This window comes from Lichenihabitans sp. Uapishka_5, assembly GCF_033947565.1.
Classification (GTDB): Bacteria; Pseudomonadota; Alphaproteobacteria; order Rhizobiales; family Beijerinckiaceae; genus Lichenihabitans.
This window is the reverse complement of record NZ_JARPVX010000049.1, coordinates 1-24,145: the sequence shown is the minus strand read 5'-3', so window position 1 is coordinate 24,145 and position 24,145 is coordinate 1. Positions and strand designations below refer to the sequence as shown.

At 67.4% G+C, this 24,145-nt stretch carries 18 protein-coding genes; 12 read left to right on the top strand and 6 right to left on the bottom strand.

Going from position 1 to position 24,145, the window contains the following annotated elements; genetic code table 11:
• Window positions 1-43: 43 nt before the first annotated feature.
• The 3 genes from P7D22_RS15445 to P7D22_RS15435 form a co-directional block, all read right to left on the bottom strand.
• Complete coding sequence (locus P7D22_RS15445; protein WP_319935144.1) at window positions 44-817, bottom strand: transporter substrate-binding domain-containing protein; 774 nt, start codon at window positions 815-817, stop codon at window positions 44-46.
• 76 nt (window positions 818-893) lie between these two features.
• The gene (locus tag P7D22_RS15440; protein WP_319935143.1) at window positions 894-2,234 is read right to left on the bottom strand and encodes an aspartate aminotransferase family protein; all 1,341 of its coding nucleotides are present in this window, start codon (window positions 2,232-2,234) and stop codon (window positions 894-896) included.
• Complete coding sequence (locus P7D22_RS15435) at window positions 2,231-3,292, bottom strand: phosphotransferase (RefSeq protein ID WP_319935142.1); 1,062 nt, start codon at window positions 3,290-3,292, stop codon at window positions 2,231-2,233. Before P7D22_RS15435 ends, P7D22_RS15440 begins: the two co-directional genes overlap by 4 nt.
• 765 nt (window positions 3,293-4,057) lie before the next feature.
• Between P7D22_RS15435 and P7D22_RS15430 the strand changes: the two genes are divergently transcribed.
• The 12 genes from P7D22_RS15430 to P7D22_RS15375 all read left to right on the top strand — a co-directional run bounded on the left by P7D22_RS15430 (window position 4,058) and on the right by P7D22_RS15375 (window position 21,556).
• On the top strand, window positions 4,058-5,869 hold the full coding sequence (locus P7D22_RS15430; protein WP_319935141.1) for a hydantoinase B/oxoprolinase family protein: 1,812 nt from the start codon (window positions 4,058-4,060) through the stop codon (window positions 5,867-5,869).
• Window positions 5,866-7,944 carry a hydantoinase/oxoprolinase family protein gene (locus P7D22_RS15425; RefSeq protein ID WP_319935140.1) on the top strand — a complete coding sequence of 693 codons (2,079 nt, stop codon included), beginning with the start codon at window positions 5,866-5,868 and terminating at the stop codon, window positions 7,942-7,944. Before P7D22_RS15430 ends, P7D22_RS15425 begins: the two co-directional genes overlap by 4 nt.
• A 534-nt stretch (window positions 7,945-8,478) precedes the next feature.
• Window positions 8,479-9,588 (top strand): hypothetical protein, encoded by a 1,110-nt coding sequence (locus P7D22_RS15420; RefSeq protein WP_319935139.1) that lies wholly within the window; start codon window positions 8,479-8,481, stop codon window positions 9,586-9,588.
• A gap of 525 nt (window positions 9,589-10,113) precedes the next feature.
• Window positions 10,114-10,884: an aspartate/glutamate racemase family protein gene (locus P7D22_RS15415; RefSeq protein ID WP_319935138.1), complete on the top strand. Its 771-nt coding sequence runs from the start codon at window positions 10,114-10,116 to the stop codon at window positions 10,882-10,884.
• A gap of 2 nt (window positions 10,885-10,886) precedes the next feature.
• Window positions 10,887-11,837 (top strand): ABC transporter permease, encoded by a 951-nt coding sequence (locus tag P7D22_RS15410; RefSeq protein WP_319935152.1) that lies wholly within the window; start codon window positions 10,887-10,889, stop codon window positions 11,835-11,837.
• On the top strand, window positions 11,834-12,634 hold the full coding sequence (locus P7D22_RS15405) for an ABC transporter permease (RefSeq protein WP_319935137.1): 801 nt from the start codon (window positions 11,834-11,836) through the stop codon (window positions 12,632-12,634). Before P7D22_RS15410 ends, P7D22_RS15405 begins: the two co-directional genes overlap by 4 nt.
• 24 nt (window positions 12,635-12,658) lie before the next feature.
• A complete protein-coding gene (locus P7D22_RS15400; protein ID WP_319935136.1) occupies window positions 12,659-13,774 on the top strand; it encodes an ABC transporter substrate-binding protein in 1,116 nt (371 codons plus the stop codon).
• A gap of 12 nt (window positions 13,775-13,786) precedes the next feature.
• On the top strand, window positions 13,787-14,863 hold the full coding sequence (locus P7D22_RS15395) for an ABC transporter ATP-binding protein (RefSeq protein ID WP_319935135.1): 1,077 nt from the start codon (window positions 13,787-13,789) through the stop codon (window positions 14,861-14,863).
• Between the two features lie 124 nt (window positions 14,864-14,987).
• Window positions 14,988-16,529 carry a hydantoinase/oxoprolinase family protein gene (locus tag P7D22_RS15390; RefSeq protein ID WP_319935134.1) on the top strand — a complete coding sequence of 514 codons (1,542 nt, stop codon included), beginning with the start codon at window positions 14,988-14,990 and terminating at the stop codon, window positions 16,527-16,529.
• A 4-nt stretch (window positions 16,530-16,533) separates the two neighbouring features.
• Window positions 16,534-17,634, top strand: a complete 1,101-nt coding sequence (locus P7D22_RS15385) for a DUF917 domain-containing protein (protein ID WP_319935133.1) — start codon at window positions 16,534-16,536, stop codon at window positions 17,632-17,634.
• Window positions 17,631-18,716, top strand: a complete 1,086-nt coding sequence (locus P7D22_RS15380) for a DUF917 domain-containing protein (RefSeq protein WP_319935132.1) — start codon at window positions 17,631-17,633, stop codon at window positions 18,714-18,716. Before P7D22_RS15385 ends, P7D22_RS15380 begins: the two co-directional genes overlap by 4 nt.
• 200 nt (window positions 18,717-18,916) lie before the next feature.
• Entirely contained in the window at window positions 18,917-21,556 is a 2,640-nt protein-coding gene (locus P7D22_RS15375) for a LuxR C-terminal-related transcriptional regulator (protein ID WP_319935131.1), read from the top strand.
• A 131-nt stretch (window positions 21,557-21,687) separates the two neighbouring features.
• Here the strand turns inward: P7D22_RS15375 and P7D22_RS15370 are convergent, their stop codons facing one another.
• The 3 genes from P7D22_RS15370 to P7D22_RS15360 form a co-directional block, all read right to left on the bottom strand.
• Window positions 21,688-22,113, bottom strand: a complete 426-nt coding sequence (locus P7D22_RS15370) for a hypothetical protein (protein WP_319935130.1) — start codon at window positions 22,111-22,113, stop codon at window positions 21,688-21,690.
• Window positions 22,114-22,148: 35 nt separating this feature from the next.
• Window positions 22,149-22,568 (bottom strand): exonuclease domain-containing protein, encoded by a 420-nt coding sequence (locus P7D22_RS15365; RefSeq protein WP_319935129.1) that lies wholly within the window; start codon window positions 22,566-22,568, stop codon window positions 22,149-22,151.
• A gap of 283 nt (window positions 22,569-22,851) precedes the next feature.
• Window positions 22,852-23,982 carry an FAD-binding domain-containing protein gene (locus P7D22_RS15360; protein WP_319935128.1) on the bottom strand — a complete coding sequence of 377 codons (1,131 nt, stop codon included), beginning with the start codon at window positions 23,980-23,982 and terminating at the stop codon, window positions 22,852-22,854.
• Window positions 23,983-24,145: the final 163 nt, after the last annotated feature.

The window sequence follows — 24,145 nt, the reverse complement described above, 5'->3', positions numbered from 1 at the left end:
GCCGGCCGACGACGGGTCGTCGGCCGGTGTGGACCAGCGGTCCTCAGTAGACGGAGAAGGGGAAGTACTTGTCGTTGTCGGCCTTGTAGCTGCCGTCGGCGAGGCTCGCCTTGATGGCCGTGTTGAACATCGCCAGGAGCTCCGGCGCGTCCTTGCGGACCGCCACGCCCTTCCCGTACCCGAAGTCCTTCGGATCGCTCATGTCGGGACCGACGAGCTCGCAGCACTTGCCGTCGCTCGACTTCTTCATCCACTCGTTCAGGAGGACCTTGTCGGAGAAGACCAGGTCGACGCGACCCGACGCGAGGTCGGCGCTCGCGTCATCGACGGACTGGTACGTCTTGACAGTCGAGTCCTTGTAGTTCTTGTCGAGGAAGGAGGCCTGGGTGGTCGAGCCCTGGGCTCCGATCGTCTTGCCGGCCAGCCCCTTGGGCGAGGTGTCCCCGACCTTGGACGTCGTGGCCGCCATGAAGTGCGCCGGGGTGTTGTAGTACTTGTCGGAGAAGTCGACCTTCTTCTTGCGCTCGTCCGTGATGCTCATCGACGACGCGATGGCATCGTACTTGCCGGCGAGTAGGCCCGGGATCATGCCGTCCCAATCCTGCACCACGAAGGTACATTCGACCTTCATGTGCGTGCAGAGCGTCTTGGCCACGTCCACGTCGAAACCGGTGAGCTCACCCTTGTCCATGTAGTTGAACGGGGGGTACACGCCCTCGACGGCGATCCGGACGGACTTCCATTCCTTGGCTTGGGCGGCACCGCCCGCGACCGCGAGGCCGAGTGCGGTGGCAGCGAGCATCGTCTTCAATGTCATCGATCTCTCCAGGTGGGCGGGGTCGTCGCTGCGGGTGCGGTCTCCCGCAGCTCGTTCGGCGTCAGGCCGAATGGCTTCAGCCGAGCTCGTCGAGGGTCTCTTCGAGCCGGTTGAGGAAGACGTCCGCGTCGGACGTCTTGAAGGGCAGCGGCGGCCGGATCTTCAGGACGTTGCCGACGCGGCCGGAGGCGCTGATCAGGACGCGCTTGTCGCGCAGCCGGTTGACCACCCTCAAGGCGTACTCGCCGTCCGGCTCCTTGGTCGTGGGATCCTTGACGAAGTCGGCCCCGAGGAAGAGGCCCGCGCTCCGGACGTCGCCGATGCGCGGGTGCCTCTCCGCGATGCGCTCGATGCCCTCGTGCATGTAGCGGCCGACCGTGACCGAATTCGCCAACAGCCCTTCGTCGTTGATCACGTCGAGAACGGCCTGGGCGGCGGCGATACACACGGTGTTCGCGCCGAACGTGTTGAAGTAGCGCACCTTCTGTCCGAACTCGGCGACGAGCTCGGGCTTCATGACCACGCCCGCGATCGGCATGCCGTTACCCATGGGCTTGCCCATGACGGCCATGTCGGGAACGATGCCGTGCCGCTGGAACCCCCACATGTTCTCGCCGGTCCGCCCGAAACCCGGCTGGACCTCGTCGGCGATGAACACCCCGCCCGCGGCGCGCACGACCTCGACGGCCTTCTTGAAGAAGCCGCGGGGTTCCGTGAGGATCCCGTCAGTCGACAGGATCATGTCCGTGATCATGCCGGCGAAGCGGATTCCGTGGCGCTGCATGTCCTTGATCGCGGCGTCGACGTCGGCGGCGAACGTCTCGCCGATGTCCTCGCCTTCCTTGGCGCGGTACTGGTCGGGCGCCGGAACGGCGTAGACGTGCCGTCCGAGGGGGACGTTCGGCCCCATGGAGGGGGAGATCTCCACGACGGCGCTCGTCAGCCCGTGGTAGGCGTTCGCGCTCACGATGATGCCCGTCCCCTTGGTGTGGAAACGGGCGATGCGGAGTGCGAGGTCGACGGCCTCGCTACCGGTGCACGTGTACATCACGTGCTCGAGCTCGTCCGGGTAGGTGGCCAGCAGCTGCGTCGAGTAGGCGACGATGCCTTCGTGCAGGTAACGCGTGTGCGTGTTCAGCGTCGCGGCCTGCTTGGCCACGGCTTCGACGACCCGCGGATGGGAGTGACCGACCGAGGGGACGTTGTTGTAGACGTCGAGGTACGCGTTTCCGTCCGGGTCGTAGAGCCAAACACCTTCCCCGCGTACGAAGTGGGCAGGATGCTGGTAGAAGAGCTTGTAGGACGGTCCGAGGACCTTCTGGCGCCTGGCTATGAGGTGCTGCTCTGCCTCGGTGAGTTCGCCGGCTCGGGCAGGGTCGAACCCGTTGATCATGTAGGCTGTGGCGGACGACATCATCGGCTCCGGAGATTGCTGGCGTTCACGATCGCCTCGATCGCCCCGCGCCGCGGCAGGGAGACCAGGTGCTTGAGCTGCGCCCAAGCGAGAGGGGTGTTCCTGAGGATGTACGCGCTGTTCTCCGGGAACCGGGCGGCCCGCCATTCCGTGATCGAGATGCGCAGGACCATCCTCGCCAGGATCAGGTCGAACAGGACGTCCAACTCTCCCGACTCCAGGGGCCGGATTGCGGTGAAGCCACGGATGAGGTCGAGGGCCCCTTCGAGCGGGTCTCCGTCCGTCGAGAGCTGGTAGGCCGCCGCCACCGCCACGTCGATCACGAGCGGCGTGCGGACGAGGTCCCCGAAGTCGAGTATCCCGGTCACGGTTTCGACGTCGGAGGCGTCCACCACGACGTTGTCGCCGTTCAGGTCGTTATGGACGGCTTGGCTGCGTGCCTCCGTCAGTCTCGGGGCGACCTCCGCGTCGAAACGGTCGAGGATCGTCTCGAGGATGGCGCGGTCGTCGGCTCGGGGGATGGAGGCTGCGAGGGGGCGCAAGTCGGAGACGTGCTTGAGGTCCCACGCCAAACGATGGTCCTCGGCCGGGTGGCGGAAATCGGCCAACGCGACCTGCAGCCTGGCGAGCGCGGCGCCGACGTTCTCCCGCTGCGCCCGGCTTGGGGTCGCGTGGCGCTGCAGCACCCCGGGCATGAACGTCACCAGGCGGATCATGCGCGAACCGTCCCCCTCCACCTCCGCCTCCCCAGACAGCGCCGGGATCACGCGTTGGATCGGGACGTCCGGATCACGCTGGGCGACGTGAAGCAGGGCTTGCGTCTGAAGGTTCGTGATCAGGCGGTCCTCGCTACCGTGCACCACCTTGAACAGGAACTGGCGCCCGGTCTCGTCGGCGACGTGGAAGTTGCTGTCCTTCTCGCCAGACAGGCCCTTGGCCCTGCAGCGGAGGCCGTAGTGCCGGAAGATCATCGCCTCGGCGGCTCCGGTGGCGACCGGCTCGTTGACCTCAACCAGGGCTTCACCCAGGATGCCGTCGTGTTCGGCCGGTTCGGACAGCATCAGGGCTCCTTAGAGATATACCGATATATTTCTGATGATCTCCGCTCAGTGTCAATTAGACACCATCGGCACAGCCCGTGCGCGATGAGGCAATTCTGGCCAACTCTGCCTACCTTCTGACGTTTCCGGTCACCAAGCAGGCACCTCGCTGGACCGAGCGTTCGGTGGGGGCGTTGCGCGAAGCGCGCATGAACTTGAGGCGTGCGCCTGGCAGCCCAGCACTGCGTCAGTCGCCAGTTACCGTCCGCGCAGAGTTAGTGGCGGTCCTGTCACTTGGGATTCGAGCAGGTCCGGTTGGACGATGATCCTCGCCGACTTCGATCAGGTTCATCCATCAGGCGAGGCTTCGGCGCGAACCGATGAACGATCGGCGTCGACTTAGACGTCTCGTCCGTTCGGAGTCGCGGCGAAGTCGATCATGCCGTCCAAGGAGCCGGGATGGCGAGACCTCATGAAGGCGGGTACCGTCAGCGCTGGAACGCGGTCGAGCGAACTCCGCACTAGGTTCAGACCTAAGCCTTGCGGCTCGCCGGATCGCCGGATCGCCGGATCGCGCAGTGCCCACCATTTCCGCATGGGGCGCACAAGCTTTGCTCGCTCATGCGCAATTCCTCACCGAGCATGCAGTCGACGCAGCAACGAGGGCGGTGTAGTCCAGGGATAGATATACCGATATATTTGTCGCTTGCTGCGCGGGGAGGCGTGCGTTCTGCCCGCATTGTAGCGAGCGAGTTGATCACACGACGGCGCCATCGGACATCGACCATGCAAGTCACGGATCGCAAGACGGACCTTTTCACGATGCTCATCCTGAGGCGTCGGTTCGAGGGCATCATCCGGGAGATGGCGGCGGTGCTGGCGCGATCCGGCCGCTCGGGGATCCTGAACACGGCCCTCGACTTCTCCTGCAGCATCGTCGACCGCAAGATGCAGTCCATCGCGTCTCCGGTCGGCCTGCCGGTGCACGTCGGCTCGATACACCTCATCCCCCAGGCGGTCGTCCGCAAGTTCGGCGATGACGTCGGTCCGGGCGACTGCTTCGCCAACAACTCCGGGTACCACGGCAACACGCATTGCGCCGACCTCACGCTGTGCGTCCCCGTGTTCTTCGACGGTAAGCTCGCGTTCTACTCCATCGCGCGCGCTCATCTGAGCGACATGGGGTTCCCCACCCCTGACACCTACAGCCCGCTGTCGAAGGACTACTACCAGGAGGGGCTGCAACTCCCCTGCATCCGCATCCAGCGCGACTTCCGCGACATCCCCGAGGTCCTGGACATCTGCAAGGCCAACATCCGCGCGCCCGAACAGTTCTTCGGCGACTATCAGGCCATAGTCGCCTCGGTCCGCACCGGCGAGCAGCGCATCCAGGAACTGGTCGCCTCCTACGGCGTCGAGACGGTCGAGGACTTCCTGGAGGATTACCAGACCTACGCCGAGACGATGGCCGTGAACAAGATCCGCGCGCTCCCCGGAGGCCGGGTGAGCCAGGAGACATTCTACGACTCGGAGCTCGACCTCTATCCGGACGGCATCCCGGTGCGCGCGGTCCTCACCGTCGATCCGGAGGCGGCGATCGTCGAGATCGACCTGACGGATAACATCGACAACGTGCCGCTCGGCATCAACATGAACGAGAGCACCATCCTGGCGTGCTGCGTCAACGCGGTGCTGAACGTCCTCGGACCCGAGGTGCCGCGGAGCACCGGCGCCTTCCGCCGCATCAAGATCGTCATGCGCGAGGGCAGCGCGATCGGCCTGCCCAAGTTCCCGGCCGCGACCTGCGCGGCGACCACCAACCTCTGCCACGTCCTTCCCGAACACATCCAGTCGATGTTCACGAGGCTCCGCCCGGACCTCGGCACGGCGTTCGCGACGATCGGCAACCCCGCCTCCTGCCCAGGCGTGAGCGGAACGGATTCGCGTCATGGCGACCGACCCTTCGTCAACCAGATCATGTTGGGCTACTGGGGCGGCCCCGCCCTTCCGGGCCATGACGGCTGGTTGACCTTCGGGAGCGGCACGACGCAGGGCATGCTCTGGCAGTCGAGCGTCGAGCTCGTCGAGCAGCAGCAACCCATCCTGGTCGAGCGTCTGGAGATCAGCCCGGACTCCGGCGGCGCCGGCGAGTGGGAGGGCGGACCGGGCGCGCATTGCATCTTCCAGGTCAGGAACGATGCCGTGGGGTTCGCGGTCAACGCCGGTGGGACCCAGTTCCCACCCGGCGGCGCGGGCGGGGGCTTGGCGGCGGCCCCGACGAGAACCTGGAGGATCGGGACCGACGGCCGCAGGACCGAGATGCCCATCTCGTTCGGCGAGACCCTCCAACCCGGGGAACGGCTCGAGACGCACGGATGCGGCGGAGGAGGATTCGGGCCCCCGCTCAGGCGCGACCCGGCCCTGGTCGCGCATCGCGCCCGGGAGGGCTGGATCTCCGAGGCCCGCGCCCATGACGTCTACGGCGTCGTGCTCGCCGGGGGATCGGACGCACTGACCGTCGACGTCGCCGCCACCGAAGCGCGTCGAGCCAGCATGTCCGCCGCGACGACCTCTAATTCAGACGGAGCGCAGCTTTGAGCCCCGAGATCGCCGTCGACGTCGGCGGCACCTTCACCGACCTTGTCCTTCGCACCGGCGACGGCCAAGTCAGGACCTACAAGAGCAGCACGACGAAACTGAACATCGCGCTCGGCATCTTCGCCGGCCTCGACCGAATCGCGGCCGATCTCGGCGTGACGCGGGGCGAACTTCTCGCGACCTGCGGCAGCTTCGCCTGCGGCACCACCATCGCGACGAACGCCATCCTGGAGCGCAAGACGGCCAGGACCGCCCTGCTCTGCACCATGGGGTTCCGCGACACGTTACTGATCCGAGAGGGGGGCAAGCCCAACAACTTCGACATGTTCGTCGACTATCCGGACCCGCTGATCCCCCGGAGCCGCACCATCGGCATCGACGAGCGCATCAATGCCGAGGGTGGCATCGAGCGCCCCTTGGCCGAGGCGGACGTCGAGGGGGCTGTGGCGCTGATGCGCGAGTGGGAGGTCGAAGCCGTCGCCGTCGCGTTGCTGTGGTCCATCGCCAATCCCGCCCATGAGCTCCGCATCGGCGAGATCCTCCGATCGAGCCTTCCCGGCGTTCCGTTCAGCCTGAGCCACCGGGTGAACCCCACCATCCGCGAGTACCGGCGGACGTCCGCCGCGGCCCTCGACGCCTCCCTGAAGCCTGTCGTCCAACATCACATTCACGACCTCGAGGAGCGACTCCGGGCCGCGGGGTTCAAAGGGACGTTGACCTTCGTCACCTCCAACGGCGGCCGGGCGTCAAGCGAGGCGATCATCAACAAGCCGGTGTTCATCTGCCTCTCGGGACCGTCGGGCGCTCCCCAGGCAGCGTCCCGCCTCGTGCGCGAGGAGGGGATCGCCGAGGCGTCCGGCAACATCGTGTGCATCGACATGGGTGGCACGAGCCTCGACGTCAGCGTCATCCAGGGATGGGAGATCCCGAGCCACCGCGAGGGCAGCATCGGCGGGCACGTGTTCGGCGTCCCCTCCGTCGACGTGGAGACGATTGGGGCGGGAGGCGGATCGATCGCGCGCGTCGACGCGGGCGGCCTCATCCACTCGGGTCCCGAAAGTGCCGGGGCGTTTCCGGGTCCGGCCTGCTACGGGCGGGGCGGGACGCTGCCGACCGTGACCGACGCCAACCTCGTGCGGGGCCTCCTCAGCCCCGACAACTTCGCCGCGGGGCAGATCAAGCTCTCCGTGGAAGCGGCGGTGAGGGCGGTCCGGGAACACGTGGCTGAGCCTCTCGGCATGACGGTCGAGGACGCGGCCAACCTCATCTGCTTCACGACCGAGCAGAACATGGTGGCCGCGATCGAGGGCATGACGGTTCAGAAGGGTCTCGACCCTCGCAGCTTCGTCCTGGTGTCCGGCGGCGCGGCGGGCGGCCTCCACGCGGCCTCGCTGGCCAGGGAGCTCCGCATCCCCACCGTGCTGATCCCCCGTGCGGCCGGCGTGCTGAGCGCCTACGGCATCAGCACGGGCGACGTGAAGTTCAACTTCACGCGAAGCGCCTTCTCGAGCAGCGTCTCGTTTGATTTCGACCGTGTGGGCACCGTGCTCGCCGAGATCCGGAAGGAGGCGATCGACTTCCTGGAAGGCATGGGCGTTCCCGACGAAAGGCGGCATCTCTCCTTCAGCACCCAGGCGCGCTATGCGGGGCAGGTCTGGCACGTGACGCTCGGCGTGCCCGACGGGCGCATTCGAGATGCCGAGGATCTCGCCGCACTCGTCGAAGCCTTCCACGTCCTCCACGAGCGGCTGAACTCCATGCGCGCCGAAGGCGATCCGGTGGAGTTCGTCGAGTGGGACGTCCTCGCGGTTGGACGCAACGTGAACGCGAGCCCTCCGGCCGAACCGCAGAGCACCGGACCTGCCGACTCGGCCGAGCGGCTGCGGCGGGTCGTTCACCTACGTGAGCTTGATGGCCCGACTGCGATCCCCGTCTACGACGGGCCGCGCCTCTGCGTCGGCCAGGTCATCGAGGGTCCTGCCCTGATCGAGGATCCGCTGACGGTCAACTTGGTGCCTCCCAGGTCTACAGCCGTCGTCACGGCGCAGCGAGGGATCTTGCTGAGCCTGCGCTGAGTCGCTCTCAGGCGTTCGCAGTCAGCGGTCATTGGACGCTGAGCCGGGGAGCGCAATCGCGAGCGTTCGTCCGCGTGGTCTCGTGTCTGAGCCAACCGGATGCGCCCTCGCATCAAAGCTGATTCGAGGCCATTGGATTCGTTCGCATCCTGACCAGCCGGCCGTTGTGGAACAGGAACGGTCGCGCATGACGACCGTCACGGAAGCGGCTAAGACGGTCGCCATCATGGCGCTCGCCGCTACCCAGATCCCCAAGCCTACGGACGAGCAAGCCTTCGAGCGGGCGTGCGTCCCGTTGTGGCGCGCCTTGCTGGGAGACCCCAACGTCCAGAGGAACGCCCGGCGCGGGCAAGCCCAGGATGGGGTGGACGTCTACGGCATGCGCGAACGCGACCCCGCCCAGTACGTCGGGGTGCAATGCAAACTGAAGGGCGACGGCAAGGAGCTCACGGAGGCCGAGGTCCGCGACGAGGTCCGTAAGGCGCTCGGGTTCAGGCCGAGCCTGCGCGAGTACTTCGTGGTCACGACGGCGCCATGCACGAGCTGGCCCGGACCATCACCGTCGAGCTCAGGGCCGACGGCCACCGGATGGAAGTCTACGTGTTGGGTTGGAACACGCTCGAGGAGCGCATCGCCGAGCACGACGGCGCTCGGATGGCGTTCGACCCGAGCTTCGGCCCCTTCAGTCAATCCATCCTGCGGAAGACCGAACACATCCTCCTCCGTCAGGACGAGGCGCGAGGCGGGTTTTCACGCATGGAGACGCAGCTCACACGGCGGGCTTCGGCGCTCGGCACCCTCCCTGGCGACGCGACCATCGTCGTCGACACCCTAGAGGCACACCTGGATGCCGAGGTCGACACGTACCGCGACGTCGCGCTGAACGGCAGGCCACGGACGGCGTTGCCCCTCCCGCAGGGGCTGCTGAGCCGCCTCGCCGCGGAGGCGTCGGAGCGCATCCGCTTCCGGCTCAAGGCCAACATCGCTTCCTGCCTTCTCGCGACCGGCGAGCGGCCCCGCGCCGCGACGATGTACGATGAAGCTTACGAGCACGCCCCCGATGAGCCGAAGGCTGTTGCCGGCAAAGCCTTCGCGTCACTCCTGCGCGAGGAGTGGCGCGAACTGCTGTCTGGGGGGCGGGAGGCACTCGCCACGGACCAGACGAACGAGGGGTTGGCCGGCAATGTCGTCCAGGCTATGCGCTCGGCCTCCGAGATAGACGAGCCTCTAGACCTTGTTCCCGAGAGCCCGCACGGATCGGCGTCGGTCGCCGTCACCCGCGTCGACTTCCTCCGCGCGCGGGAGCGCATGCCGCAGTGGTGGGAGGCGGCCCGCGCGGCGGTGGCGGCCCACCCCGATGACCAGCTCGCCCGCCAGTTCGCGGCCGAGGCGGACGTCGACGAGGCGCTGCGCGATCCCGAGTTCCGGCGCACGCACCTTCTAGCGCCTGCGAGGCGGGCCCGGGTGACGGCAGCGGCGGCGACCCTCTGCGGCCGCTGGGACGAGGCCCGGTCCGGCGAGGGCGTCATCCTCCCCGAAATGGCGGCGGTTTGCTGCAATCTGATCGTGGCCTACCACGCGCTCGACGACCTGTACGGCCGCGCAAAGCTCGGCCTGCTCCGTGCTCGCGTGCTCACGGCATGACCCGCCTTATCTGCACCAGAAGTGCGGAAGGACCCTCCGCCGGGTCAACTCTCAGTGGAAATCAACACCCCGGGGGTCGAACCGTGACCCTCGTCAGGAATCTCTGCGCCTTCGAGTCGGACGACTTGCGGGATCTCGTGCGCGCCGTGGAACTCGCGTCGCACGGATTGGCCGCGAGGTGCCGCGCGGCTCCGTCAAATGTCGGCGTTGTGGGGGCGTCGCGATGAACGCGGTCTGTTCGATGTAGTCGACGACCAGGGCTGAAGCCAAGCCTTGGAACTCAGGCCGGATTAGAGGACGCGCCTAAGACGCGCCGACGATTGCCGACGAGCTCGGGAAGGACGGTGCCTCTTCTATGGCGCGACTGCCTCCACAACTATCAGCGTCCTACCCAAAAGGTTAGGATCTCTCACCCGTTCGATGGAAAGACGCCTCGCCGTAATTGTTCAGGCCCTACCTCTCCTCCCCCTACCGATGGATCGTGGATGCTGTCAGCTTTCAGGACGTCATCACGGGACCAGCGCCATGCGCCAAGACACCATCCACGTCCGCGTCATCGTGCCGATCACGACGCGGGGTTTCCGGCGTCCAGAAGCCCTCAAGGCGTTGGAGAGCCCAGGGGTGGTCGTTAGCCACGCCGAGATTGACACGGGACCGGGCTCGATCGAATGCGAGTTCGAGGCGGCGCTTGCGGCTCCTGGAACGGTCGCCAAGATCATCGCGGCGGAGCACGAGGGCGTCGATGCCGTGGTGATCGACTGCATGGGTGACCCCGGACTGCGGCCGTCGCGTGAGACAGTGTCGATCCCGGTTATCGGCCCTGGGCAGACCGCCATGCTGGTCGCCGCCATGCTCGGTCACACCTTCAGCGTCGTCACCGTGCTCCGCCGGCTGCGGCCGAGCTTTGAGAACACGGCGGCGCTGGCGGGGGTCTCCGGCAAGCTCGCATCCGTGCGCTCGGTCGACATCCCGGTGCTTGCGCTCGAATCCGACCTCGACCGGACGAAGGCGATGCTGGTCGAGGAGGCAGTCAAGGCGGTCGAGCAGGACGGCGCAGAGGCCATCATCTTCGGTTGCACCGGCCTGCTCGGATGCGCGGCCGCCGTCCGCGAGGGCCTCCTCGCCCGCGGCATCGACGTTCCGGTGATCGATCCCATCCCGAACGCGGTCGCCGTCGCGGCCGCGATGGCCCGCGTCGGACTGGCCCAAAGCAAGCGCACCTACCCGATGCCGCCGGCCAAGGAGATCGTGGGCTACCCCGCCATCGAGTTGCCCTTCGGCATGGCGGCCGAGTGACGATGCGGGACGGCGCCAGTGTCGAGCCCGGCGAGGATGTCGCCATGACGGCGATTGGCACGCCCGGCCTCGCGCCGTCGATGCCGCTCCGTCTCGCGGCACCCGGCCCGCGGCTGTGGTGGCTTGTGCTGCCGATGATCGTCCTCTTCGTCGCGTTCTTCCTCGTGCCGGTGGCGTCGCTCTTCGCCATCTCGCTCGATCATCCCGCTGCAGGCGTGGTGCGGCTGCACGGCGACTTCGATACGGCGAACTTCGTCCGCATCTTCACCCGCGAGATCTACACCTCCTCGATCCTCCGCTCGATCAGCATCGCGGCGGTCGTCTCGGTCGCCTGCCTGGTCCTCGGTTACCCGCTCGCGTTCGTGATCGCCAAGACGGAGCACGCCGGGCGAAACACGCTGCTGATGATCCTGGTGCTGGCCTCCATGCAGCTCGACACCGTGATCCGGCTCTATGGACTCATGGTCCTGATGGGCGACAACGGCCTGATCAACTCGACCCTGCGCTCCTGGGGCGTCATCCGGGAACCGCTCCCACTCATGTACAACGCCTTCGGGGTCGTCGTCGGCCTCGTGCAGGTGACGCTGCCCTTCATGGTGCTGTCCCTGATCGGTATCATCCAGGCCGTCCACCCCTCCTACGAGGAGGCGGCCCGCAGCCTCGGCGCCACTCGCTGGGCGGCGTTCCGCCACGTGGCGCTGCCTCTCTCCATGCCGGGCATCCTGGCCGGAACGCTTCTCGTCTTCTCCCTGTCGGTGTCGTCCTACGTGGTGCCAGCGCTCATGGGCGGCTGGAAGGTGCAGGTGCTGCCAATCCACGTGTTCCAGCAGATCTCCGAGATGGGCAAGTGGCAGTTCGGCGCCGCTATCGCGACCGTGCTCTTCGTCATCAGCGCCGCGACCGTGGCACTCTACCGCTTCGCCGCCATGCGCGGCGCCGGAGGCCGGGCATGAGCGAGTCGTCCGTCCCCCTCCCGTTTCGCGTCATCGCGGCCCTGGGGCTCGTCGTCCTGCTCCTGCCGGTCGTCATCGTGGTCCTGTCGGGCCTGAACGCGGGCGAGTACCTAACCTTTCCGCCGCAGGGTCTGTCCCTCCGCTGGGTGAGGGCCTTCCTCACCTCCCCCACCTTCATGCCGGCATATGGCTTCAGCTTCACGCTCGCCTTCGGGGCGACCCTGATCTCGACCGTGCTCGGCACCATGGCGTCGGTGTTCCTGACGCGCTCCACCAGCCGCTGGACCGGCACCCTGCGCGGCATCTTCATGCTGCCCATCGTCCTGCCCGGCCTCGTGCTCGGCCTCGCACTCTACGTCTTCTACGCCACGACGGACCTCGGGCTGTCGCGATCGCTCACGGGGCTCCTCATCGGCCACGTCCTCGTCACCTGCCCCTTCGTGATCGCCACCGTCTCGGCGGCGCTCGTGGGATTCGACCTGTCCCTCGAGGAGGCGGCCCGCAGCCTCGGCGCGACGGCGCTTGGAGCCTTCCTGCGCATCACCCTGCCGATCATCGCGCCGGCGATCTCCGCCGGCAGCATCTTCGCCTTCATCATCTCTTTCGGCCAGTTCGACGTGAACCTGTTCCTGTCGATCCCGAACCTGCAGCCGCTGCCGCTCGCGATGTACGCGTCGCTCCGCTACGCCTTCGAGCCCACGGCGGCGGCGGCCGGCATCTTCGCCATCGCGCTCGTGGCCCTGTCCACCATCGCGACGTCCCGCCTCGTCAGCTTCAAGCGCATGTTCGGCGCCTGAGCGTCCCCTCACCGGAGCCCACCAATGACAGAGAGCATCAAGCCCCCGTCCTACAGCCGCCGCCAGGCGCTCAAGCTCGGCACGGGGGCGGCCGTCTCCCTGCCGCTCTTCAACATCAACCACGCATGGTCAGCTGACGTTACCTACGACGGCGGAACCTTCGACGCAGGGGGCGCGACGCTCAACGTGGCGGAATGGGGCGGCTTCTGGCAGGACCTCGTCCGCAAGCTGATGCTTGACGACTTCGAGAAGCAGTTCAACTGCAAGGTCGCCTATGATTCGGCCTTTCCGTGGTTCCCGAAGTTCGTGGCGAACCCCAAGGACAAGCCGCCCTTCGCGGTGGTGAACTGGAACTACCCGGAGATGTTCAAGACCGCGAAGGCGGGCGACTTCTTCATGCCGCTCGACGAGGTGATGGCCAACGTCCCGAATTCCAAGAACGTCTGGCCCTTCGCGACCGCCAACAAGGTGGGCATCACCTGGGCCTACGCGCGCTACTGCTACGCCTACCGCACCGACATGGCGGCACCCCCGCCCACAAAGTTCGCGGACTTCTGGGATGCGCGCTACGCCGGCAAGCGCGGCACCTACATCACGTCGAACACGCTGCAGATGGATTTCTTCCTCGCGGCCTGCAAGGTGTTCGGCAAGGACCAGTACGACCTCGACGCCGGCTACGACGCCATGAAGCGGGCCTCGCCACTGAAGATCAGCGATTTCACCGGCAACATGCAGGCACTGCTCGAGCGCGGCGAGGTGGCGATCGCGGTGCAGGACGACGGCGAGGCCTACCTGCAGGCCAAGAAGGGCATCAAGGTGGCAGCCTTGGTGTGGGACGAGGTGAAGCCGATCCTCACGCAGACGATGACGGTGAGCCGCTACACCGATCCCGTGCAGAAGAAGCTCTCGCTCGCCTTCCTGAACCGCACCCTCGACGCGGGCTTCCTCAACAAGTTCACGGAAGCCTTCAACTACGCGCCGGTCACCAAGGACGCCGTCATTCCGGCGACCCTGGCCGAGTTCGGCATCAAGAACACGGCCGACGCGGTGTCGGGCTTCACCATCCCGGACTGGAACAGCTACCTCGAGCACGAGGACGACATCGTCGAGACCGTGAACCAGATCTTCGGCAGCCACTGAGGGGCGGGGGCGATGTCCGACATCAAGCTCACGCGGCTCGTCAAGAGCTACCCGGGCGGCGGGGCTGCGGCCGTGTCGGGCATCGACCTCCAGGTGCGCGAGGGAGAGTTCTTCTCGCTTCTCGGCCCCTCCGGCTGCGGCAAGTCGACGACGCTGCGGATGATCGCCGGCTTCGTGGCGCCGACCTCGGGCAGCATCACGCTCGGTGGCGAGGACGTGACGCACCTGCCGCCCGAACGCCGCAACATCGGCATCGTGTTCCAGAACTACGCCATCTTCCCGCACATGAGCGTGGCCGAGAACATCGCCTTCGGGCTGAGGCTCCGGAAGCGGGGTCGCGACGAGATCGCGGCCAAGGTCGAGGCCGCCCTCCGGCAGGTCGGCCTCGCGGGTCTCGACGACCGCTACCAACGGCAGCTCTCGGGCGGCCAGCAGCAGAGGGTGGCGCTCGCGCGGGTGCTCGTCACGGAACCGCGGATCCTACTGCTCGACGAGCCTCTGAGCGCACTCGACAAGGGCCTTCGGGAGGAGATGAAGTTCTGGATCAAGGATTTCCAGAAGTCGCTCGGCATCACCACGGTCTACGTCACGCACGATCAAGACGAGGCGCTGACCATGTCGGATCGCATCGGCGTGATGAACGGCGGGCGCATCGTCCAGCAGGGCACGCCGGACGCCATCTACGAGACGCCCTCCGACCTCTTCGTGACCCGTTTCATCGGCCATTCCAACGTCATGGATGTCACCGTGCGCCGGCGTGATGCCGCCGGCCTCGTGCTCGACCTCGGCGGACAGGAGATCACGGCGCCCGATGCGGCAGGGGCTGCCGTCGGGTCGGCCGCGAAGCTCGTCGTGCGCCCGGAGAACGTGCTGATCGGGGAGGCCTCCGGCCGGCCGGATTCCATCCGGGTTCCCGCGACGGTGCTGAGCGAGACCTACCAAGGCGCGCTCGTGCGCTATCGTCTCAAGGTCGCGGGCCAGGACGTCGTGGCCGAGCGGCAGAACCAGAGCCACCTCCAACGCTTCGCGCCCGGCGCATCGGTAACGGTGAGCTGGGACCCGCAACGCTCCTTCACCCTGGCGGCCTAGCGGGCCGCCAGCCAAGCGCATGTCTGGCCGGTCTGCGGCCGGGAGGACGACCGGATGAGCCCGGTCGCCCGATGATCCATCGCGCCCGGATGGGCGCCCACACCAAATGAAAGAGGAGGAGCCGATGCGCATCGGCATCGACGTCGGCGGCACCAACACCGACGCCGTCTTGATGGACGGCATGGCGGTCCGTGGCGGCTGCAAGTCTCCCACTACGGCCGACGTCAGCGGTGGCATCACGGCCGTGTTGAGCGACGTTCTCAGCCGCACGAAGGCCTCGATGACCGACATCGAGGCGGTGATGATCGGCACCACGCATTTCACCAACGCCGTGGTGGAACGCAAGCGGCTGCTCGAAGTGGCCGCCGTGCGGCTCGGGCTGCCGGCCACCAAGGGCCTGCCGCCGATGGTCGACTGGCCCGAGGACCTCGCCACGACGCTCGGCCGTCACACCTTCATGGTGCGCGGCGGCCATGAGTTCGACGGCCGCGAGATTGCCCCGCTCGACGAGACGGAACTCCTGCGCATCGCGGGCGAGATCCGGGCTCGCGGCCTGAGGACGGTGGCCATCACCTCGGTGTTCTCGCCCGTGACCAACGTCATGGAGGAGCGCGCGGCCGAGATCCTGCGGAACGAGGTGCCGGGCCTCCTGGTGTCGCTGTCGAACGAGATCGGCCGCGTCGGCTTCCTGGAGCGCGAGAACGCGACGATCATGAACGCCTGCCTGGCCGACCTCTCGGCCAAGGTGGTGACCTCGTTCCGCCAGGCCTTGCGCGACCTCGGCATCACCGCGCCCTTCTTCGTCAGCCAGAACGACGGCACGCTGATGACGCCCGAGCATGTCGAGCGCTATCCCGTGCTCACCTTCGCGTCGGGCCCCACCAACTCGATGCGCGGTGCCGCCATGCTGGCCGGCACCAAGGAGGCCATGGTGGTGGACATCGGCGGTACCACGTCGGACGTCGGCATGTTGATGCACGGCTTCCCGCGAGAGTCGGCGATCTCCGTCGACATCGGCGGCGTGCGCACCAATTTCCGCATGCCCGACGTTCTGGCGGTCGGGCTGGGGGGCGGTAGCCTCGTCCGCGACGATGGGCGACGGATCGGGCCGGACTCGGTCGGTTACGAGATCACGAACAAGGCCCTCGTGTTCGGGGGCGACGTGCTCACCACGACGGACATCGTGGTCGCGGCGGGACTGGAGGACATAGGCGACCGTTCCCGGGTGAGGCACGTTCCGGCGGCGACGATCTCCGCCGCGCTCGATACCATGCACCGCATGGTCGACGAGACGGTCGACCGCATGAAGACCAGCGCCGACCCGCTGCCCGTCATCCTGGTCGGCGGCGGCTCGATCCTAGTGTCGCGCGACCTGCCCTGCGCCTCGAAGGTGATCCGACCCGAGAACGCATCGGTCGCCAACGCCATCGGGGCCGCCATCGCCCAGGTCGGCGGCGAGATCGACCGGGTGTTCTCCCTCGAGGGTACCTCGCGCGACGCGGTGCTCGACGGCGCCAAGCGCGAAGCCTCCGAGCGCGCCCGGGCGGCGGGTGCGGACCCGGCCACCATCGGCATCGTCGACATCGAGGAGGTGCCGCTCTCCTACCTGCCCGGCAACGCGACGCGCATACGCGTCAAGGCCGTCGGCGACCTCGCGGTGCGGTAATCCCATGCCCAGAACACTCGACAGAACCGACCTCATCGACCTCGCGCTCGGCGCCGCCTTCCTGGGCACGGGCGGCGGCGGCGATCCCTACGTCGGCCGCCTGATGGTGCAGCAATGCCTCGACGAGGGGCTGAGCGTCACCCTGGTCGACCCGGACGAGCTCGACGACGATGCCTTCGTTATTCCCACTGCCATGATGGGAGCGCCAACCGTCCTGGTCGAGAAGATCCCGAGTGGCGAGGAGGCGATCCACTCCCTGCACACGCTTGAGAGGCACCTCGGGCGGAAGGCCACAGCCACCATGCCGATCGAGATCGGCGGCATCAACTCGACGATCCCGCTCGTCGTGGGTGCGCGCCTCGGCCTTCCGGTCGTGGACGCGGACGGCATGGGTCGGGCCTTCCCGCAACTCGAGATGGAGACCTTCGGGGTCTACGGCATCCCAGCGGCCCCGCTCGTCGTCAGCAACGAATACGGGGAGTCGGCGATCATCCGGAGCGACGACAACCGCACCGTCGAGTGGCTCGCGCGCGGCGTGACGATCCGCATGGGGGGCTGCGCCTACATCGCCGAATACGCCATGAGCGGCGCCGACGTGAAGCGAACCGCCATCCCCCGCACGCTGTCGCTCGCGATCCGCATCGGCCGCTGCCTGCGCGAGGCCAAGGCCGAGCATCGGAACCCGATCGCGGCCCTCCTCGCACTGCTGCCCGAGACCCTCTACTCATACGGCCGCGTGATCTTCACGGGTAAGATAGTCGACCTCGTCCGCGAGACCCGCAACGGCTTCTCGCTCGGCCGCATGCGCATCGCCGGCAACGACGGCCACGATGGCGCCATGGACATCGAGATCCAGAACGAGAACCTCATCGCCCGTGTTGACGGCCGGGTCCGGGCCATCGTGCCGGACCTCATCTGCGTCATGGACACTGAGACCGCCGAACCCATCCCGACCGAGCAGCTCCGCTACGGGCAGCGTGTGACGGTGGTGGCCGTCTCCGTCCCGGCCATGATGCGGACTCCCGAGGCCCTGGCGGTGTTCGGTCCCAAGGCCTTCGGCCTCGACGAACCCTTCACGCCCATCGAGACGCTGGAGCCGGCATGACCACGATCACGCCCGACCTTCTCGACGACCTCGCGGTCGGCGCCGCCGTGCTCGGCACCGGTGGTGGTGGTGACCCATACACGGGGAAGCTGCTTGCGCGCTCCGCCATCGAGGCCCACGGTCCCGTCGAGCTCATGCCGCTCGAGTCCGTCCCCGACGCGGCCCGGATCGCGGCCTGCGGCGCCATGGGGGCGCCGACCATCCTGATCGAGAAGGTGCCCTCCGGTGCCGAACTCGACCTCGCCTTCGACACCTATGAGAGGCACACGGGCCACGTGCTCGATGCCATCATCCCCTTCGAGGCGGGCGGCATGAACTCCATGGCGCCGATCTTCGCGGCCGCGAAGCGCCGGGTCCCGGTGATCGACGCCGACGGCATGGGACGTGCCTTCCCGCAACTCGAGATGGAGACCTTCAACGTCTACGGGGTGGACGCGAACCCGGTCGCGGTGGCGGACGAAAAGGGTAACACCGTGGTCGTTCAGGCGCGCGACGCCGCCCGCTCGGAGTGGCTCGCGCGCGGCGTGACGATCCGCATGGGAGGGCAGTCCTGGCTCGTCAACTACGGCATGGACGGCGCCACGGCCAAGCGCGTCTCGGTACCAGGCACCATGTCCCTCGCCATCGGCATCGGGCGCACCCTACGCAAGGCCCGGGTCGGGCGCCGCGACCCCATGGCGGAGCTCGTCGCGTTCTTCGCCGGCACGCACTACAAGCACGCCAAGGTGATCGCGAGCGGCAAGATCTCGGACGTGGCCCGCAGCGTGAAGAACGGCTGGTCGGTGGGCGTCGCCACGGTCACGCCTTTCGAAGCCGGCCAGGCGCCGGTGACCATCGCGATCCAGAACGAGTATCTGGCGGCCGAGCAGGAGGGCCGCGTCCTCGCCATCGTGCCCGACCTCGTGTGCCTGCTCGACCTCGACACGGCCGAGCCGATCACGACGGAGCGGCTGCGCTACGGGCAGCGCGTCAACGTCCTCGCGGTTCAGACCCCACCCATCATGCGGACGCCGGAAGCCCTGGCCGTCTTCGGTCCCCGTTGCTTCGGGCTCGATAAGGATTACGTTCCCATCGCCGGGTGATTGGAATCTGGGACGGGCGACTTGTTGCGCGGTCCGCGACTGCGCAGAATGGGACCATGACCTCACGCCCGCGATCCGGCGTCGGCGCCGGCGACCACCCTGCCCCGTACGCCGACGACGCGACATGCCCCATCGAGGCCGTGATCCCGCACAGGCTCCGGCCGCCGCGTCGCCGCACCCTTACGATCGAGCGTCCGGCCTTGCTGACCCGCATCGAGGAGGGCCTCGCCGGACAGGTCGTTTCCCTCCAGGCCTCGGCGGGGTTCGGCAAGACCGAAGTCCTCGTTTCGGCGTTCGAACAGCTCCGCCGGCCGGGTGACCGGTTCTGCTGGATGAGCCTGGATGCCCGGGATGCCGACAAAGGGATCTTCCTCCACGACCTCGCGGCGGCGATCCGCTCCGCTGGACGGCCGTCGAACGCCATCGCCTGGAAGATGGTCTCGAGGCTGGCGCGCGAGGAGGGCGAGGATGCGTTCGCGACCGTGGGGCAGCTCCTGGCGAGCGATGCGGCGCCCGTCACCCTGTTCCTCGACGCCGTCGATGCGGCCGGCCCGACGATGGGCGAGTGCCTCGGCACCCTGCCCCGCCGCTTTCCGTTGAATCTCCGCATCGTGCTGGCCTCGAGAGGGCAGCCGAAGATCCCGCTTTCGACCCTACGCGCGCGTGGTCTGCTGTTGGAGCTAGGGGCCCGAGACCTCGCCTTCTCGGGCCAGGAAACCGTTGATCTATGCGCCGGCGTCCTCTCGCGCGAGGACGCCGGCCGCCTTCATGCGACCACCGGGGGATGGCCTGCACTCGTGATCCTGGGCCGAATGGCTGTCGTCGGAGCGGATGGCAGCGGGGAACGCCCCGGCTTGCTTTCCGGGAGCCATCCCCTGTTCCGCGACTTCGTCGAGGAGGAGGTTCTCGGCGACCTGCCCCCGGAGTGGTCGCGCGCGCTCGAGATCTGCGCGATCCTGGACTCAGTGCCGCTCGACCTCGTCGCGCACCTTTCCGGGGTCGCCGTCGATGGTGCGGTGCTGAGCGCGATGGAGCGCCTGTCGCCCATCGTCGAGATGTCGCCTCACCCACACCGGCGGCTACGGATCCACCCCGTCGTTCGCCTGTCATTGCAGGCGCGGGCGTCCCTCAGACCCATGGGCGAGGTCGCTGCGCTCCATGTCCACGCCGCATCCTGGTTCGCCGAACGCGGCATCCTCGACCTGGCGGTTCGCCACGCCGCGCAAGGCGGCGACTTCCCGCTCGCGGTCGAGGCGATCCGGCGTGCGGGGGGCGTCAACATCTTCCTCCGCGCGGGATATTCCACGCTGACGCGGCTCCTGGCCGACCTCCCGGCGCCCGTCGTGCAGCAGTCATCCGTGCTTCGCCTGTCCCATGCGCTCGTGCTCGCCAAACAGGGGCAGATCCAGTTGGCCCGGGAGGTCGTCGACGGCCTCAAGGCGATCGGCCCCGGCTCCGACACGATCCCGTCGGCCGACCTCGAGCACATCGATGGGATGATCGACATCTACGAGGACAGGAACCTCGGTGACGAACAGATCGCCCGGTTGCGCCGCGCGTCGCAGGATTTCGCGACCTACGACAACTGGGAGCGTGGATGGATCTACAACCACCTCTGCATCGCCCATCAACGTAGCGGCGACCTCCGCGCCGCGCGGTACACGGGCCTGCGCGCCCTGACGTGCTACCGGGAAGAGCGGACTCCCTATGCGCAGATCTTCATGATGGCCCACGTCGGCACGGTCCTCATGGCGAGCGGGCGGCTCGCCGCCGCGCTGAAGCTGCTGCGGGACGCGGATACGCTCGTGAGGGACACGCACGGATCCGACGCGAACATCGCCGCCCTGGTCCAGATACCCCTGGCGACGTGCCTCTACCATCAGGGCGACCTCGCCAAGGCGTCTGCGTTGCTGGACGATGCCCTGCCCATCGTCAAACGGGGCGAGGGCTGGGTGGACGCCTTCGCGCGTGGCTATGCCACGCTGGCCCGTGCCAAGTTCCTTCGGGAAGGACTCGAAGCGGGTCTCGCCGTTTTGGACGAGGCCGAAGTGCTCGCCGTGGAGCGGGTCCTGCCGCGTCTGGAGTCGTCCATCGCGCTCACGCGGGCAGAACTGTTGACGCGAGGAGGCTTGCTCGATGCCGCGCTTCACGTCCTCGAGCCGTTGCCCGCGATCGCGTTGACTGACTGCCTCGCCAAACGCTGGCCGACGCTACGCGAGCGCCACGAGGCATTGGCGACCAAAGCTCGCCTTCTCGTCAGGCGCGGCGAACCGGATGAGGGTCTCGCCTTGGCGCGTCATCTCTTGTCGTCGGCGGGGTCGACCGACATGGGCCTTGATCTCCTCTCCGCCCGTCTCGTGATGATCGAGGGACTTTGGGGGACGCGTTGCCATGAGGAAGCGCTCAGCCAGATCCAGGCGGTCTTGGCGTTCGCCGTTCCGCAACAGGCGACGCAGGTCGTCAGGGACGGGGATGCGTCCATGAAGGGCATCCTGCGCGCCGTCGTGCGTCAGTTCGGATTGTCGGTCTTCCGGCCCGAGGGTGTGGCCTACCTCGCGTCGATCCTCGGCCCCTTGCAGCCTCGTCGCGTCGGCGAACTCACGAGCTCAGCCGCGGTCGTTCTGACGATGCGCGAAGCGGAGGTGCTGGCCGGTTTGGAGCGTGGCGCGGCCAACAAGGAGATCGCTCGCGAGCTTCGATTGACCGAGGCCGCCGTCAAGTTCCACCTCAAGAACCTTTTCCGCAAGCTCGGGGTGAACCGGCGAACGCTTGCGTTGAGTGTCGCAAGGCAGATGAAGCTGGTCGCAGCACAAGGCTCGGCGCAGATCGACGGCGAGTAGGTGTTCGATCAGGGCGCAGTTTTAGCATCCGGAGTTTGTCAGGGTTGGTCTCGATGGTTGATGCCTCAGACGAGCTTGACAGGACGTTGGTCTGTGAATCCGCGCCCAACCGTGATGATGCGGTTGAAGGCTCACGTCGATTTGTAGCGTTCGCATGCGGTGATGCGCTGGGCTCGGGGTCGCACGCGCCGCATGTAGATCTCCCCCTCGAGGTAGGCGATCTCGGCCTCGGCTAACGCCTCGTCGACATCGACCCACCAGGCACGGGGACGCCCGTCGGTGCCGTCACTCCAACGATATCCGCGGCGCTTCAACTGGCCCTTGAGATCATAGGGTGCCCCCTCGGCCCAGATCCTTACGTGCGTGGACCCGGACCGGGCGAGCAGGTGTCCGAGGGCCGATCCCGCCTGGCCTGGCAGGGCGGCGGCGAGTACCTCCAGGAGTGCATGGCAGTCATCGGTCGCCCGATGCCCGGTGTGGAACCAGCCCGACTGGCCAACCAGATAACCCAGCTTCGTACCCTCGAAGCCGAAGTCGGCCCATGCGACCTCCTTCACCGAGCAGGCCCAGGGCTTGGGAACGAAGCCGCGCGTCAGCCGCTCGCAGAAGGCCGGTCGAAGCCCGCGTTGTGAGCCACGATGAGGTCGGCCTCCGCGATGAACGCCTCTACGGCGTCGAGGTCGATCCGCTTCCCCTCCAGCATCTCGTCGGTGATGCCGGTCAGCCGCACGATTTCCGGCGTGAGGGGCCCCGACGGTTCCTGGAGGGCGCTGAACTCCGCCGTCACGGAGAGGACCTCGCCCCGCCCGTCGTGCACGAACGCGACCATGCCGAGTTCGATGACCTCGTGGGTTCGATGGTCTAGCCCGGTGGTCTCGGTGTCGACGATGACGACGAGCCTCTCGTCTCCAGTCAGCGTGCGCGGACCGGAGGCCTCGCGTGGCCGCAGACGCCGGAGCTCGCGATAGTCGTCGCTCGCCTCGAGGACCTTGGCCGCGAGCTCCGGCGTCACGTTCCGGACGCCGGGAACCGATCGGCGGTGCCCCCTCGCGTTCCGGGACCCTTGTGCCGCAAGTTCCGCTTGCCCGATGCCGAGTTGCTGGAAGAGGTCGCCTTGTCCGGACATCAGGTCAGAGCGACAGGGATGTCGTATGAGTCGTCATGGCCAGATGATAGGAGAAGGGCGGCCGAACGGGAACACGCGGGTGATCTTCCGAGGTCGCGTCAAGTCGGGTAGCTGCGAAGGGATGGAACCGCACCGCCCGCCACATCGCTGGTCTAGACGAAGCGCTAGTTCACGCGATCGGCGATCGGGATGCCGAAGTCAGTCGTGGGATGGCCGCCCGTAGCCTCGAATAACCCCGGTTGCATGATGGCCACGCCGCCTCGTCCCAAGCGCGGCGGATGCGGATGCAACCAGCTGGTAGGATCGCGGCCGACGGCCCGACGGGTGCCCAGGCCGTGACGACCGGCAGGTCGCCAGCCCAACCTTTCGCGACGGGCCGAACCTCACAGCCGAAATGGAGGCGCGAACGCTCCAAGCCGTCGGCCATGGCCTGCCGGTCGGCCTCCCGCACCAGCGGGCTGGCACCGGCGGCATGTGCGACGAGGCCGGCGATCCGGACGACGCGCATGCGTTCGGACAGCAGGCTTTCAGGATGGAGGTCGTCAAGGTGCATGAGGAGCGCGACGTCTCCGGACGGCGCGGCGTCGGCCACCGGCACCGTCACCTCCCGTGGTGGGATCGCCTCCTCCAAGGATGCGGGGTCCTCGTCGAGGCCTCGGGGGTCGTGACGACCCTCGGTGCAACGCCGGACGTTGTCGCGCCGCGCCACGTAGTGCTTGCCCCGCGTGTGCAGGCCCGCGACCCACCGCCACGAGAGCGTGTTGCTCGCCGGGTCGCCGTCGACGAGGTGGCGCATGAAGAAGTCGGCGCCCAGCTCCCAGGGCAGGCGCAGGGTGAAGATCCAGATGGACGCGAACCACATGCGGGCGTGGTTGTGCAGCCACCCGGTCTCGACGAGGTCGCGGGACCAATCGTCGAAGCCGTCGATGCCGGTGCCACCCTCCACGGCCCTTTGGTGGATGCGACGCAGCCCGGGCTCCGCATCGAGGTGCCTACGCCCCTCCTCGACCCCGTCGAGGTAATTCGTCCAGGCCTGCGGGTGCGTCTCGAGGTGGCCCTTGAAGTAGGTGCGCCAGAAGACCTCGGAGACGAACTTCTCCGCCTCGCGCTCCCCGAAGGCGCCGACTGCCGCCTCGACGACCTCCTGCTCCGAAATGAGGCGCCGACGCAGGTAGGGCGACAGGGCCGAGGTGGTCGGAGGCGCGCCGCCGCCACGGTCGGTGTTGCGCATGTTGGCGTAGCTCGCGCCTGGACCTTCGATGAAGGCTGCCAGCCGGGTGAGGCCCTCGGCCCTGGTCATTGGGTTCGAATGTGACATCCCACCCATCTAGGACCGGACGTCGACCGTCGACGCTAATGCTGCCATCTGCCGCGCACCGCATCTAGCGGGCCAGTCCCGGCGTATGATGTGTCAAATCGCTTCCAACGACGACCCCCATTTCGCGTCCAATCCCGACCCCTCT